We start from the raw sequence: 14,332 nt of genomic DNA, 5'->3' as shown, positions 1-14,332 counted from the left end.
TTAAGAGTCGAGACTGTCTTGGATATAAGGAAGTGTCAATAGCAGGGATTTGATTTGCTCAATATCTAACAAGTTTGTATTGTGTGACGTATAGTCGTCTACATCATTTGCACTTGGCTGACCTTGAACTATAAATTTATCATAATTCAGATCCCGGTTATCGGCTGGAACTCTAAAATAACGCCCCATATCGACTGCTTTGGCCATTTCTTCACGTGACACTAACGACTCGTAAAGTTTTTCTCCATGTCGCGTACCGATGATATTAACTTCTGTATCGCTTTTAAAAAGCTCCTTCAACGCAATTGTCAAATCCCCAATGGTACTTGCGGGCGCTTTTTGGACAAAGATATCACCTTGCTCTCCATGCTCAAACGCGTGAAGGACCAAATCCACAGAGTCTTCTAAAGACATTAGAAACCTGGTCATATTAGGATCTGTAACTGTGAGCGGGAGGCTTGATTTTATTTTGTCCACAAAAAGCGGGATTACGGAGCCTCGCGAAGCCATCACATTGCCGTAGCGAGTTGCACAAAGCACTGGCCCCCCCTCGCGAACTGTACGAGATTTGGCAATTAATATTTTTTCACCCATTGCTTTGGAGATTCCCATCGCATTAATTGGATATACAGCTTTGTCCGTGCTTAGCAAAACCACTCGTTTGACATTATTATCAATCGCAGCGTTCAATACATTTTCGGTACCCATAACATTAGTCAGCACAGCTTCCATGGGATAGAACTCACATGAAGGAACCTGCTTAAGCGCTGCGGCATGGAAAACGTAATCTACATTGGCCATCGCACGATTAATACTGTCATAATTCCGAACATCACCAATATAAAATTTAATCTTCGGATTGTTTAGTGCAATTCGCATATCTTCTTGTTTTTTTTCATCTCTGCTAAAGACAATAATTTCTTTAACATTGGTGTCCAAAAACCTTTTAAGCACTGTATTACCAAATGAACCAGTGCCACCGGTAATCATTAATACTTTGTTGTCAAACATAGTTAACTCCATAGTTCAAAACAGCAAAAAACTAGAAAATCCGATAATCGAAACAAACACGGTCGTAAGGGACACCGCTATAATTCCTGCATATCGAGCGTATGGCCTCGTCTCTGGGAGAATAATAGCTCTGCACCAAGACCCTAACGTCGAAAAAGCATGATAAAGGGAATAGATTATACAAATTGCTTCTACGTTTTGCTTCTTAGCTGCAAAGGTAACCAAACATAGGGTTATTATAGTCAGACACGCAGAAAAGATAGCTTGGAAACGAAAATCTTTCGCAAATACTAATAAGTTATAGGGAACAAAACCCAAAGCTCCCACTGCTAATCCAGGAAGTAATATTTCTACGTATCTAGATAAAATGACATTATCGCCACTTTCTCCGACCCAAATATCAATAATTGGCGCGCGAAACCACCATAATACTAGGGTTGGTAATGCTGTAACTAAAAAGATCGAATAGACGAACCTACCAGTCAACTGTTTAGCACTAGCACTGAAACCGTTCACCGCCTCCTTCAGAAACAAGGGTTGGAAGTACTGACTGACAGGACTTGCCAATATAGAGATGGGCGTCATGCACAAGAGACTTGCCAAGTAATATGGAGATACGCTTGCAGCGGAAACAAACATAGAGATTATGGGTTTGTCCAATTGAGTCACTGCGGCTCCCGCAGCTGAAAACAACACAAGAGCACTACCTGCACGGGTTAACGCTAACGCATCCGAAAATTTCGGCCACTGCAATTCAGGATCAGACGATTCGTTTTCTGATATTTTTTTCATACAGTAAATACGTGACACCCACCAATGGATGAAACCGAAAATTAATTGCGTGATAATGAACGCCTGCAAAGATGCAGAGTGAAATGATAGAACATACGCAGTGGCACAAGCGCGAGCAGCTACACCTATAACCTGTACAAAACTTCCGACGGCATAATCGCGATTCGCGATTAACAATGAATAATACAGATTTTGCAATACGAGCAACAAAAACAATAATACGACGCCGCTTATGACAACTGATCCCGTACCGATAAACCAGCCTAAATTACTGGCGAGCAAGGCTCCAAAAAGTATAATCGCGTAGAATACTGATAAACTTAGCTCCGCAGTGCGAATTAACTTTATACACGAGCTTTCTCTGCTCGAAGCGACAGCAACTTCCCTGCCGACTAAAGTTGACATTCCCAGGTCCATCATCACCAACAGAGCCTGTAGTGACAAAATAACGGCTACAACTCCAAATTGCTCAGGACCTAACAAGCGATTGTAAAGTGGTAAAAAAACAAACGCCACTAACAGACTCGAAGTTTTCCCAGCATATAACATCAGCATATTGCCGATAGCAGCGTTGCGTAATCTCATGCATCATTCACATTTTTGTCGGCCATTACGAGAGAACTCGCTTTTACCAGAGCGTTGGCAATTTGTTCTATTTCTTGCTCTCCCAACCACCAACCACATGGAACACCGATGATGTGATTTTGAAGATAATCAGTATTGGGTAATTGTATTTTTTTCGTAACACCGAAACCGCTATAAATGTCGTTACGTTGATGTATTGCCGAAGCCATAATACCTTGGCTCTTAAGGAAAGATATGACTTCATCGCGATTGTACGCAAAAAGCAGAAAGACCCAATAAGCAGGTGTTCCATTTTCAATTATAGAAACAGGCTCAATACCTTCTATATTTTCAATCAGTGACCGCAACTTTCTTACATTTTCCGTCGTTTTTTCATACCTGTTCTTCACCGAATCTAACTGAGCGCATCCTAAGGCACAACACAAATTATTAAGGGTTATCCCCCAACCAATCTCAGGAATATCCGAAGCAGCATTTATTTCGCCGTCAATCCCGCGAAACGTGTTGAAATTAATACCAAACCGTCTCAGCTTGCGAGCTCTATCTGCCATTTCATTATTTTTACATACTAACGCACCGCCCTCCGCAGTGTTTATTTGTCTATTTGGATAAAATGAGAAAATAGCAAAGTCACCGTGTGATCCAACTAACGTGGAATCCCGAGCCGCAAAAAGCGCGTTATCACAGTCTTCAATCAAAATTATATTATGTTTTTTACACAGTGCTGCGATCTCTCGAGCAGGCCCCGGATAGCCAGCTACATGGTAAAGGATAACTGCTTTGGTTCTTGGGGATATTTTTGATTCTAAATCCGCTATGTCCATTTCTACAGTCATCGGCTTAAAATCAACCCAAACTGGAGTCGCATGACACTGAGCTATAGCCGAATTTGTCGATAGACATGCAAAAGCGCAAGTCAGCACCTCATCGCCTTCACTAACTTCGGCCAAGTGTAAGGCCAGAAACAGCGCACTCGTCATGTCTATAGTTGTGACGACGTTTGGTAACCCTACCAAATCACTAAGCCTCGTCTCAAATTGACTGACAAACTCTCCGCTTGCTAGCCTACCGGATCGTAAGACATCCAAGGCAACCATTTCCATTGCAGGAAGATTGACAACGCCATAAAGCGGGATTGTTTTTGTCATATCAACCTCCGTTTAACCACGCTTTAACGTACTAACAATGCGTTCCCTGTCTTCGTCCGACACCCACCAGCCACATGGGATATGTACTAGTCGATCATAAAATATTTCGAGTTCTGGCATAGGAGTTACAAATGGTTTGAAAACCGAATGCAAATGATTTGGACGATGAAGTTTGGAAGCCATAATCCCCTCCGATGTCAGGAGTCGCTCAACCTCATCCGAGTCATCTGTAAGTAGAGTGTATAGCCAGTACGCTGGTTTACTTAGCGAATCAACACTCGCTGGAGCCATGCCCGCTATATTGTTAAGCATTTGATCGAAATACCGACCATTATCGTAATGTCGCTGCAGTATCGGTGAAATTCCATCCAACTGATTTAAACCAATCACCGCAGTCACATTGTTCATATTATATTTAAAACCGACAGTGGTGATATCTACTTCGGTACGGGGTACACCTTTCGATAGACCAAACCAGCGAAGACGACGGGCCTCACTGACTTTTCCAGGGTCTTTCATGGCAAGAATGCCACCGTCTATAGTTGTCATATGTTTGATAGCCTGGAAGGAGAATATTGCATAGTCCCCTACGCTACCAATCGGTTGGTTATCATATGCTGCGCCGAGAGCGTGAGCACAGTCTTCGATCAAAGACAAACCATATTGGTCAGCTAGTTTTCTGAGTTCGTTCAAGCGAGCAGGGTACCCTGCATAATGAACTACGCAAATCGCCTTTGTGCGTTGTGTTATCAAAGACTCAACAGAACTCGGGGATAAATTACCCGTAGTAGCATCGACGTCTGCGAAGACAGGCTTCGCGCCCACTTGCAAAATTGTGGTGTTTGTCGGCTCAGCAGTCATTGAGGTAGTAATCACCTCATTTCCAGGTCTGACACCGGAAAGTAGAAAAGCCAAATGCAGAGCAGCAGTACCGCTACTCGTGGCCAGCACATTAGCTAGTCCAAATTGCTGCGAAAATCTTTCCTCAAATCGATAGACGAATTCTCCCTCCGCAATCATACCGCTGTACAGTACTGATTCGAGGGATGGCATCAGCTTTTCACGCGGCGGCATAGCCACTTTAACTAACGGTATAGAAGGACGGGAATTTGACATAGTTTAGACTCGATCAAGAAATTCAATAGTGTTTAATAGTGTTATCGATGGTTTTTTCAAATTCTTGACCATACGCACGGCTGCTGGCATGAGGTCAATTTTAAACTGTCTCTTCCGCAACTCCTCAACTAATGCATCGCCCTCTGATATATTTACTCCCCACTTATCAGGCAACGCACACTCTACCAGATCGGCAACATCTTCTTTCCGGCCGATCCACTTCACCAGCGTCACGTCGCCATCCAGGGATTCAACAATGACCACTTTTGCGTGTTCAGTTGAGATCAATCTGCCGCCAATTGAAAACGGGGGTAGACCTTGCTGATTTTGAATACCCGTTGAATCGGGCCAACCTTCGCTGGTAAAAGCCATTGTAATGATAGACTTCTTACCCCTTAGAGCGCATCCAAAGAAATCCTGCCCATCGATAACGAAATCCTGACCAATATATACGTTTGGCTTTTGTGTCCATAGAACAAGTGCGTGAAGGTGTAGGTTCTGCCCGAGCTTCGTCGCTTCCAATAACAACCGCGAACTTTGATTCTTACCCCGCCAGTCTTCAGCGACACATACTAAACCTACGAACCCGACCTGTTGATGCATCGAAACATCGACCGTCTTTATTACTAAGGCGCCAATTACCTTCTCTCCTTTCGGAAAATGCGCGTCGAGTAAGCTGATACAAAAAACATTGTCAGTACTGTCTATCCATGGAAAGTGAGCGGGCAAACTAACACCGCGTCCTCTTGATGCAAAGAATACTTCCCATAGGAGTTCTCGAGCAGGTGCAGGAACACCACTTGTAACAACCACTTTAAGACTTGAAGGGTCAGTCACAAGCTTCAACTCCTGATTGACAATGAAAAACCACTCGGGACTTCGATTTTAAATGAGAGCAGTACATTAGCTAAAGACCATCAACAAAAGTGTGTAAGATTTTTCTTAGACTACAGCATCACAAATTGAACTGGCTCGACAGGAAATTATCCGGTGTGCATTAAGACATTTTACCACATACATCTCGAATAACAGCCCTTCAACGCTTATTGACTTCGATACAAATAACTGCTAAACAGACGAGGTGAGTTGATTCAGACACGCTACCGCCCCAGGATTTAACGTTGATTTCCTGAAAACGCCGCCTCACCATTTACACGCACCTACGTCACAACGATCCTGATAAGCCTCTGACGCTTTCGATGCTTGCCAGAGGTACGGTAATTTGCTGCTGGCGATTCAGAAGGTTTATCAACAGAATAACCCGTTCATCTCCATCCAACGCCATAAAAATTGCATCGACGTCAGTGAAGCCGTTTTCCATGATTCGCACGTTATCGCCTGACTGTAGCTCCGATTGCAAGGCGGTTTCTCCCCGCGCTTGAAGGTGCTTAACGATGCCTTCACTGACTGCCACTGGCAGTCCACCAAATGCCACCACACGGCTCATCCCGCGGGTCGAGCGCAGAGGTGCCCAGTTTGACTCTGCCGGCAGATTGATAAACAAGTAACCTGGAAATAATGACCCCACTTCCCAGCGGTGTTGTCCACGAATCAACCTCTGATACCGACATTTTGGGCGAAAGACTTCGTAACCCTGACGCGACAGATTATCCTCAGCACGCTCGTCTTGGCGCGGCTTGCACTGCACGAGATACCAGTTTTTACACTGAGCACAGCTTGAAGCGGCCTTCGCGGAAAAAATTTTCATCTCCAATCCATCACTGACATCACTTCAATTCATTGCGTACTAACTGCGGAAACACGTCAAGCATTCCCCGCTGTTCGGTGCTAGCCTAGACTACCAAGCGGTGGGGCCGTGGTAGTTATTTCCACTTTCGTCACCATTGACTTCTGATAGCGAAGGCATTTCTGAAAATCGGGCTAGAGCACTCGTTTGCCGCGCGCCGCGTAACGATCGACAACCAGCAAACAAGCCTTCGATAAATTCTACCAGACCTTGCTGATTTTCACGCACGAAGTAGCCGTCAATCGCGCTCTCACCGCAACGATGGGCTAGCGCTCACGGCCTAGTTAAAAATGCTTTCGAACCATGCTTCGAATTAGCTTTTCCCTGCTTGCACTTGGTCTAAACCGGCAGTAAGAGTGCATTATGGCACTTCTTCGCCGAGCAAAGCATCTACCCCCATCGAGGGTCACTCACCGGCGCACATGCTGCTATCTGGGGTACATCGAACGACCGTCGCTTATGACGCGGCCAGCGTATGCATGTTTTTGCGGTTTGCCGACGAGTTATCTGGCGGAAGATTTACTAGACCGTCGCTCGCTATCCATACGCTTCGCTCCTGCATTCAGACTACCTGATAAAATTTGATAAACAGAAGCCCGCGGGTCAACCCAGTATTTACCAGGCTAAACCACGGACTTAGGGGATACGCGATTCACGACTAGATGAGCTTTAGTATTTGCCGATGTGCAGGAGGTCTAGCACGCGTTGCTGTTCACAGACGTAACTTGACACCAAGTAAACACTCCCCGCACTAGCTTTCCACTTTTAGAAATGCGTGCATCCTTGCAGAATTAGCTAACAGCTAAATACCATTGGCGTTGTGTTTTTTAAGAAAACTACGCATCAAAACAACTACACATCCAACGAAAATACCGGCAAGTAAACCTAACAAAATGATGAGTATTTTCTTGGGCTTGACTGGAGCAGTTGGCTGAGCGACCAATCCATCTTGCCGAAATACAGAAACTTTGTACTCGCTGGCTTCCAACCCCTTGTAAAAGCTATATTTAGCCTGGAGTTCTCTTAACCCTTTGATAAACGAGTCATTGGACTGCCGGCTTTCTATATTTTTCAACTCGGCTTCCAATGCTTTACTCCCTCGCATATACGCAAAGTCGCCGGACATATTGCCCGCAAGCTTCGAGGAACTCTCTCCCGTAAATGTCACAGAATTTTCTATCCCGCTTGCCTTCGCGACAGCCAACGCCTCTTTCAACTGGTTAGTGGCATCTTCTCTTACTTTCTTACCCGACTCTTGCAGTGAAGTTATTTCCAATTGCATGTTTCTAGCTAAAACAGCCGCTTCTTTAATAGCACTGTTAACGACTTCGCGCTCAGCTCGTTGCCCTGCATAACTCACATAAAGACTAGCCCATTCAGTGATTTTCTCGGGATTCTCCCCCTGAATAGAAACAGACCAACGCTCATTAAGCTCTTTTCCAACGGGAGCAATATTCAAACTTCTAGAAAATTCATCATAAATGTTTCCCGGCAATTTATCTCCATCACTTAGTTTCAGCTCTGGACTGTAATACTTTCGAAAAAAAGATTGGCGAAGATCTTCAGACTGCAAATTACTCAAAAAAACCTTATATACATCGACGACTGTAAAAGAGCCAAGGCCTGACTCTCGGGTGCGCCCATAGTTTAGATTGGCAATATCATTTAAAGAAGGAGGTGATATATAATATTTAGCCTCATACACTGGTGTCGTGATGTACGCATAGAGAGCAGCAACAAATGCAAAAGAAAATGCGACCCAGAACACCAACCACTTCTGCACCCAAAGAACCTTCAAGAGCTCTAACAAGTCAACTTCACTTGAACGCTCATCACCATTGTTATTTTGCATAAAGTACATCGCCCTTCAATTTTTCCATTCTGAAATTTATTACTGCTATTTTGCTAGCTGCCTACATGGTTAAATCCCACACAGAAAAAATGTGGCGGGATACGACCAAGGGATATAAATGCAGGCTACCAGTATAGAGTTTCGCTGTCAGAATGCATGTAATTTCTGTTTTCTATTCGGTGCGCGAGATTTTTTGTTTTACCCGCGCGCGAGCCACCCAACTCAAAATCACCCCAATCCCGACGCCAATCAGCAAAGCTGACACGATATAAAGAGCAAACGGAAGCGAGGGAGAAGACCAGCCGAAAAACAGCAGCGACGCTGGATGATTATTTTCAATGACGAAAACGACAACCACTATCGCCAATGCCAATGTCAGCGCGCCAGTCATTGCTCGAATCGCACCGTGCACTTTAAAGCGTCTACCCGCCCTCAATGCACCTCCTCCTCATCTTCATTCACCCGATCCCTAAGTTCCTTCCCCGGCTTGAAATGCGGGACAAACTTGCCATCCAGGCTAACCGACTGACCGGTCTTGGGATTACGCCCCACTCGCGGTGCGCGATAGTGCAGAGAGAAGCTGCCAAAACCACGGATCTCGATACGATCACCAGTGGCCAGACATTGAGACATTTGCTCAAGCATGGTCTTGATGGCCAGCTCCACATCCTTGGATGAGAGCAGCCCTTGATGGGTGACAATTCGTTCGATCAACTCCGACTTCGTCATATTTTTCCCTTCTTTTTCAAGCAGCTAGGAAAAGCGCTTCAAAGGTTTTAGCATGCCCAGAGGAATTTGAACAGCCCAGGGTTTCACATATCTTTGCCAACAATACCCTTCCTCATTTCAGCAAACCTCAACACCAATCAGCCTCATCGACAGATAACCAACATGGTGCGCGTCAGATAACCTGCGGGATTAAAACCGAAAGGGAATTCATCCTCATCCTTGGCATCATCGGATCTTGCCATGATCTTGTAGCCTGTCGCCTTACACTCTTTTTCCGCGCGTTTACGACACTTCTCCCATCCAGAACCCAACCCTGAGCAATCTATCTCTAACCCACTGACTCCACGTACCGCATGGGTCTTGGCATTCGTGCCACAGCCCACCAATGCCAATACTGCGATTGCGACAATGAGCTTGTTCATTCACTTCCTTATGGCAGGCGCCCTGCCCGGCTTTTGTTCGCCTGAGCTACAGACTAGCTGCAAATAAGCGATTGATCCGATTAAAGAAAGAGACAACTCAGAACGGTCATTGGTTTCAAGGGCAGCCACCCCGGCGTGAATACACCAACAGGCTCACCAAATCCCGGGCACAAAAAAGGGCGACCGAAGCCGCCCTTTTTCTATGGTCTGACAGAACTTAGTTCTGTTTTTCCATTTGTGCACGCAACAGGTCGCCCAGAGTGGTAGGACCAGCAGCAGGAGCATCCGAAGCTGGCTTGTCGCGCAGGCTTTGGATTGCTTCTTTCTCTTCAGCATCGTCTTTCGACTTGATGGAGAGCTGGATTACACGGCTCTTGCGGTCAACGCTGATGATCTTGGCTTCTACTTCCTGGCCTTCTTTCAGAACGTTGCGCGCGTCTTCAACGCGGTCACGGCTGATTTCAGAGGCTTTCAGAGTCGCTTCGATATCGTCGGCCAGAGTGATGATGGCGCCTTTAGCGTCAACTTCTTTCACGATGCCTTTAACGATTGCGCCTTTGTCGTTCTCTTGAACGTACTCGGAGAACGGATCGCTTTCCAGTTGCTTGATACCCAGGGAGATGCGCTCGCGCTCTGGGTCAACCGACAGGATAACGGTGTCCAGCTCGTCGCCCTTCTTGAAGCGGCGAACGGCTTCTTCGCCCACTTCGTTCCAGGAGATGTCGGACAGGTGAACCAGACCGTCGATGCCGCCGTCCAGACCAATGAAGATACCGAAATCGGTGATCGACTTGATGGTGCCGGAGATTTTATCGCCCTTGTTGAACTGGCCAGAGAAATCTTCCCATGGGTTAGATTTGCACTGTTTGATGCCGAGGGAGATACGACGACGCTCTTCGTCGATGTCCAGAACCATAACTTCCACTTCGTCGCCGACTTGTACGACTTTCGAAGGGTGGATGTTTTTGTTGGTCCAGTCCATTTCGGAAACGTGTACCAGACCTTCAACGCCTTCTTCCAGCTCAGCGAAGCAGCCGTAGTCGGTCAGGTTGGTTACACGAGCGGTAACGCGAGTGCTTTCTGGGTAACGGGCTTTGATAGCAACCCATGGATCTTCGCCCAGTTGCTTGAGGCCCAGGGAAACACGATTGCGTTCGCGATCGTACTTCAGAACCTTGACATCGATCTCGTCGCCAACGTTGACGATTTCGGAAGGATGCTTGATACGCTTCCAAGCCATGTCGGTAATGTGCAGCAGGCCATCGACGCCACCCAGATCGACGAATGCGCCGTAATCGGTGAGGTTCTTGACGATACCTTTGACTTGTTGGCCTTCCTGCAGGGATTCCAGCAGAGCTTCACGCTCAGCGGAGTTCTCGGCTTCGAGGACGCTACGACGGGAAACGACAACGTTGTTGCGTTTCTGGTCAAGCTTGATGACCTTGAATTCCAGCTCTTTGCCTTCCAGGTGCGTGGTGTCGCGCACTGGACGAACGTCAACCAGAGAACCTGGCAGGAACGCACGGATGCCGTTAACGTCGACAGTGAAGCCGCCTTTAACCTTACCGTTGATAACGCCCTTGACCACTTCTTCGGCTGCGAAGGCTGCTTCCAGAACAATCCAGCATTCAGCGCGCTTGGCTTTTTCACGGGACAGCTTGGTTTCACCAAAGCCGTCTTCAACCGAGTCCAGAGCAACGTGAACTTCGTCACCGACGTTGATAGTCAGTTCGCCAGCATCGTTGTAGAACTGCTCAAGCGGGATGAGTGCTTCAGACTTCAGGCCAGCGTGAACGGTTACCCAGCGAGCTTGGTAATCGATATCAACGATAACACCGGTGATGATGGAGCCTGCCTGAAGGTTCAGGGTTTTTAGGCTTTCTTCAAAGAGTTCCGCAAAGCTTTCGCTCATTTTAATTCCTGATGATAAGGGCGAAGAATACGCCCATCTCCACATCCCAGACGACGTGGGTTACGTTCATTTAAAGAAACAGCGCAGGACTATGACTGGTCCCCTGCGAAGTCTCTTGGTCACCCGGCGATATCGCGGAGTGCGATCTCGCTCATGATGCGTTCCAGCACCTGATCGATGGATAATTCCGTGGAATCCAGCTGTATGGCGTCAGCCGCCGGCTTGAGCGGGGCTACCGCTCGCTGGGTGTCACGCTCATCGCGTGCACGTATCTCATCTAGCAGACTCGACAGACTAACACCATCGACTTTGCCCTTCAACTGCAAGTATCGACGGCGCGCACGCTCCTCGGCACTGGCAGTGAGGAATATCTTCAGTGGCGCGTCGGGGAAAACCACCGTGCCCATGTCGCGACCATCAGCTACCAGGCCCGGCGGCTCCTGAAACGCCCGCTGGCGCTGCAGCAGTGCGTCGCGCACCGCCGGCAACGCGGCCACTTGCGAGGCCCATGCGCCAACCTGTTCATTGCGCAAATCATCAGTGACATCGTCACCTTCGAGAATGATTCGCTGCGGATGACCTTCCGTCGCTCCGACGAACTGCACGTCCAGATGAGCGGCCAGAAGCTTGAGCGACTCTTCATTGGTCAGGTCGACGCCATGATTACGCGCAGCGAATGCCAGCAGACGGTACAGCGCACCGGAGTCCAGCAGGCACCAGCCCAGGCGCTTGGCCAGAATCCCGGCAATAGTGCCCTTGCCCGAGCCGCTAGGCCCGTCGATGGTGATGACCGGTGGCTTGATATTCACGACTGAGCCTCTTGTGCAACACGGATACCGACCTGAGCGCACAGCGCGAGGAAGTTCGGGAACGACGTCGCGACGTTGGCACAATCATGGATGCGAATCGGTGCAGTGGCGCGCAGCGAAGCAACGCTGAAGGCCATGGCGATCCGGTGATCGCCGTGCCCGTGCACTTCGCCGCCGCCGATCAGGCCGCCGTCGATGATAATGCCGTCCGGGGTCGGTTCGCATTTGACGCCCAGCGCCAACAAGCCATCGGCCATGACCTGGATACGATCAGACTCCTTGACTCGCAGTTCCTCGGCGCCGCGCAATACGGTACGCCCTTCGGCACAGGCCGCAGCCACGAACAGCACCGGGAATTCGTCGATGGCCAGCGGAACCAGCGCTTCGGGAATCTCGATACCCTTGAGTTTAGCTGCACGTACGCGCAGGTCAGCCACAGGCTCGCCGCCGACTTCACGCTGGTTTTCCAGGGTAATGTCAGCCCCCATCAAACGCAGAATGTCGATCACGCCGGTACGGGTCGGGTTGATGCCGACATGCTCAAGCACCAGTTCCGAACCTTCGGCGATCGACGCGGCGACCAGGAAGAACGCGGAAGAAGAAATATCGCCCGGTACTTCAATGTGGGTCGCCGTCAGCTTGTGGCCGGATTCGACCGAAGCGGTAGCACCGTTGACACTGACCGGGTAGCCGAAGCCACGCAGCATGCGCTCGGTGTGATCGCGAGTCGGAGCCGGCTCGGTAACAGTGGTCTTGCCTTCGGCGTACAGGCCAGCCAGCAGCAGGCAGGATTTAACCTGGGCACTGGCCATCGGCATGGTGTAAGTCAGGCCTTTGAGCTTGTTGCCGCCACGGATGGTCATCGGCGGACGACCCTCGGCGGCGGTCTCGATCACGGCGCCCATTTCACGCAGCGGATTGGCCACGCGATTCATCGGACGCTTGGACAGCGAAGCATCGCCGGTCAGCGTACTGTCGAAGTCCTGCGCAGCGAGCAGGCCCGACAGCAGACGCATCGAGGTGCCGGAGTTGCCCAGATAGATCGGACCCGGCGCAGGCTTCAAGCCATGCAGGCCGACACCATGAATGGTCACGCGGCCATGGTGCGGACCTTCGATCACTACACCCATGTCGCGGAAGGCTTGCAAGGTCGCCAGAGCGTCTTCGCCCTCGAGGAAGCCTTCGACTTCGGTGACGCCTTCGGCCAGGGAGCCGAGCATGATCGAACGGTGGGAAATCGATTTATCGCCCGGTACACGAATCCGCCCAGTCAGGCGGCCACCAGGTTGTGCCAGGAAAATCAGGTCGTTGGAGTTCATAGCGTCCACATAAGCCCGGCGTGCCAGGATTTTACTGAAATGTTCGCGGGCAACCCGGGCGCGAGTGAACACGCCCAACAATTGGTGCCCATCCCCTGCATCGACCGCGTCGCGCAAGGCGTCGAGGTCGCTGCGAAATGTATCGAGTGTGCGCAGGACAGCTTCGCGGTTGGCGAGGAAGATGTCGTGCCACATGACCGGATCGCTACCCGCGATTCTTGTGAAATCGCGGAAACCGCCGGCAGCGTAACGGAAGATCTCAAGGTTTTCATTGCGCTTGGCCAACGAATCGACCAGACCGAACGCCAACAAGTGCGGCAAATGACTGGTCGCCGCCAACACTTCGTCGTGACGCTCGACCTGCATGTGCTCGACATCGGCGCCCAATTCGCGCCACAAACGGTCGACCACGGCCAGCGCGGCGGGATCGGTTTGATCCAGCGGCGTGAGAATCACTTTATGACGACGGAACAGCTCGGCGTTGGAGGCTTCCACCCCGCTCTGCTCGGAGCCGGCAATCGGATGCCCCGGCACGAAACGCGACGGCATGCCGCCAAACGCCTCAGTTGCCGCACGCACCACGTTGCCCTTGGCGCTGCCGACGTCGGTCAGAATCGCTTGCCCCAGGTCCATGGCGGCCAATCGGCCGAGCATTTTTTCCATGGCAAGGATTGGCACGGCGAGTTGAATGACGTCGGCGCCCTGGCAAGCAACGGCCAGGTCTTCTTCGCAGCGATCCACCACACCCAACTCAACCGCCAGTTTGCGCGACTGCGGGTCGAGATCGACCCCGACCACTTCGCGGCACAGACCGCTTTCACGCAAACCCTTGGCAAACGAACCACCGATCAGCCCAAGACCGACCACCACCAGGCGACCGATCATAGGTT

Annotated in this window: 13 protein-coding genes; all 13 read right to left on the bottom strand. The window is 49.5% G+C overall.

Annotation, left to right across the window (positions count from 1 at the left end; translation table 11 throughout):
* The 13 genes from EYC95_RS16890 to EYC95_RS16830 all read right to left on the bottom strand — a co-directional run bounded on the left by EYC95_RS16890 (position 1) and on the right by EYC95_RS16830 (position 14,327).
* On the bottom strand, positions 1 to 1,011 hold the full coding sequence (locus tag EYC95_RS16890; protein ID WP_131061377.1) for a polysaccharide biosynthesis protein: 1,011 nt from the start codon (positions 1,009 to 1,011) through the stop codon (positions 1 to 3).
* Positions 1,012 to 1,026: 15 nt separating this feature from the next.
* The gene (locus EYC95_RS16885) at positions 1,027 to 2,388 is read right to left on the bottom strand and encodes a lipopolysaccharide biosynthesis protein (protein WP_131061376.1); all 1,362 of its coding nucleotides are present in this window, start codon (positions 2,386 to 2,388) and stop codon (positions 1,027 to 1,029) included.
* Entirely contained in the window at positions 2,385 to 3,536 is a 1,152-nt protein-coding gene (locus EYC95_RS16880; protein ID WP_131061375.1) for a DegT/DnrJ/EryC1/StrS aminotransferase family protein, read from the bottom strand. Before EYC95_RS16880 ends, EYC95_RS16885 begins: the two co-directional genes overlap by 4 nt.
* A gap of 12 nt (positions 3,537 to 3,548) precedes the next feature.
* Complete coding sequence (locus tag EYC95_RS16875) at positions 3,549 to 4,652, bottom strand: DegT/DnrJ/EryC1/StrS aminotransferase family protein (RefSeq protein WP_131061374.1); 1,104 nt, start codon at positions 4,650 to 4,652, stop codon at positions 3,549 to 3,551.
* A 3-nt stretch (positions 4,653 to 4,655) separates the two neighbouring features.
* Positions 4,656 to 5,489, bottom strand: a complete 834-nt coding sequence (locus tag EYC95_RS16870; RefSeq protein ID WP_165557466.1) for a GNAT family N-acetyltransferase — start codon at positions 5,487 to 5,489, stop codon at positions 4,656 to 4,658.
* 328 nt (positions 5,490 to 5,817) lie between these two features.
* Positions 5,818 to 6,360: a transcription/translation regulatory transformer protein RfaH gene (gene rfaH / locus EYC95_RS16865; RefSeq protein WP_178083840.1), complete on the bottom strand. Its 543-nt coding sequence runs from the start codon at positions 6,358 to 6,360 to the stop codon at positions 5,818 to 5,820.
* Positions 6,361 to 7,201: 841 nt separating this feature from the next.
* Entirely contained in the window at positions 7,202 to 8,251 is a 1,050-nt protein-coding gene (locus tag EYC95_RS16860; RefSeq protein WP_131061372.1) for an LPS O-antigen chain length determinant protein WzzB, read from the bottom strand.
* Between the two features lie 172 nt (positions 8,252 to 8,423).
* Positions 8,424 to 8,642 (bottom strand): lipopolysaccharide assembly protein LapA domain-containing protein, encoded by a 219-nt coding sequence (locus EYC95_RS16855; protein ID WP_131061371.1) that lies wholly within the window; start codon positions 8,640 to 8,642, stop codon positions 8,424 to 8,426.
* Between the two features lie 41 nt (positions 8,643 to 8,683).
* Positions 8,684 to 8,980 (bottom strand): integration host factor subunit beta, encoded by a 297-nt coding sequence (ihfB, locus tag EYC95_RS16850; RefSeq protein WP_131061370.1) that lies wholly within the window; start codon positions 8,978 to 8,980, stop codon positions 8,684 to 8,686.
* Positions 8,981 to 9,123: 143 nt separating this feature from the next.
* Positions 9,124 to 9,402 (bottom strand): hypothetical protein, encoded by a 279-nt coding sequence (locus EYC95_RS16845; RefSeq protein WP_131061369.1) that lies wholly within the window; start codon positions 9,400 to 9,402, stop codon positions 9,124 to 9,126.
* Between the two features lie 217 nt (positions 9,403 to 9,619).
* On the bottom strand, positions 9,620 to 11,314 hold the full coding sequence (gene rpsA, locus EYC95_RS16840; RefSeq protein WP_131061368.1) for a 30S ribosomal protein S1: 1,695 nt from the start codon (positions 11,312 to 11,314) through the stop codon (positions 9,620 to 9,622).
* Positions 11,315 to 11,433: 119 nt separating this feature from the next.
* On the bottom strand, positions 11,434 to 12,123 hold the full coding sequence (gene cmk, locus EYC95_RS16835) for a (d)CMP kinase (protein WP_131061367.1): 690 nt from the start codon (positions 12,121 to 12,123) through the stop codon (positions 11,434 to 11,436).
* Positions 12,120 to 14,327, bottom strand: coding sequence for a bifunctional prephenate dehydrogenase/3-phosphoshikimate 1-carboxyvinyltransferase (locus EYC95_RS16830; protein ID WP_131061397.1), 2,208 nt, complete (start codon positions 14,325 to 14,327; stop codon positions 12,120 to 12,122). Before EYC95_RS16830 ends, cmk begins: the two co-directional genes overlap by 4 nt.
* Positions 14,328 to 14,332 lie beyond the last annotated feature (5 nt).

This window comes from Pseudomonas sp. BGI-2, assembly GCF_004310295.1.
Classification (GTDB): Bacteria; Pseudomonadota; Gammaproteobacteria; order Pseudomonadales; family Pseudomonadaceae; genus Aquipseudomonas.
Note: the sequence above shows the minus strand (reverse complement) of the source record. Positions and strands in the feature narration are given on the sequence as shown.

Excerpts from the sequence above, each read along its gene's own strand:
- EYC95_RS16830 (WP_131061397.1), bottom strand. The coding sequence starts at position 14,327 with ATGATCGGTCGCCTGGTGGTGGTCGGTCTTGGGCTGATCGGTGGTTCG.
- EYC95_RS16885 (WP_131061376.1), bottom strand. The coding sequence starts at position 2,388 with ATGAGATTACGCAACGCTGCTATCGGCAATATGCTGATGTTATATGCT.
- EYC95_RS16875 (WP_131061374.1), bottom strand. The coding sequence starts at position 4,652 with ATGTCAAATTCCCGTCCTTCTATACCGTTAGTTAAAGTGGCTATGCCG.
- EYC95_RS16860 (WP_131061372.1), bottom strand. The coding sequence starts at position 8,251 with ATGCAAAATAACAATGGTGATGAGCGTTCAAGTGAAGTTGACTTGTTA.
- EYC95_RS16890 (WP_131061377.1), bottom strand. The coding sequence starts at position 1,011 with ATGTTTGACAACAAAGTATTAATGATTACCGGTGGCACTGGTTCATTT.
- EYC95_RS16855 (WP_131061371.1), bottom strand. The coding sequence starts at position 8,642 with ATGACTGGCGCGCTGACATTGGCATTGGCGATAGTGGTTGTCGTTTTC.
- rfaH (WP_178083840.1), bottom strand. The coding sequence starts at position 6,360 with ATGAAAATTTTTTCCGCGAAGGCCGCTTCAAGCTGTGCTCAGTGTAAA.
- rpsA (WP_131061368.1), bottom strand. The coding sequence starts at position 11,314 with ATGAGCGAAAGCTTTGCGGAACTCTTTGAAGAAAGCCTAAAAACCCTG.
- EYC95_RS16880 (WP_131061375.1), bottom strand. The coding sequence starts at position 3,536 with ATGACAAAAACAATCCCGCTTTATGGCGTTGTCAATCTTCCTGCAATG.
- EYC95_RS16845 (WP_131061369.1), bottom strand. The coding sequence starts at position 9,402 with ATGAACAAGCTCATTGTCGCAATCGCAGTATTGGCATTGGTGGGCTGT.
- ihfB (WP_131061370.1), bottom strand. The coding sequence starts at position 8,980 with ATGACGAAGTCGGAGTTGATCGAACGAATTGTCACCCATCAAGGGCTG.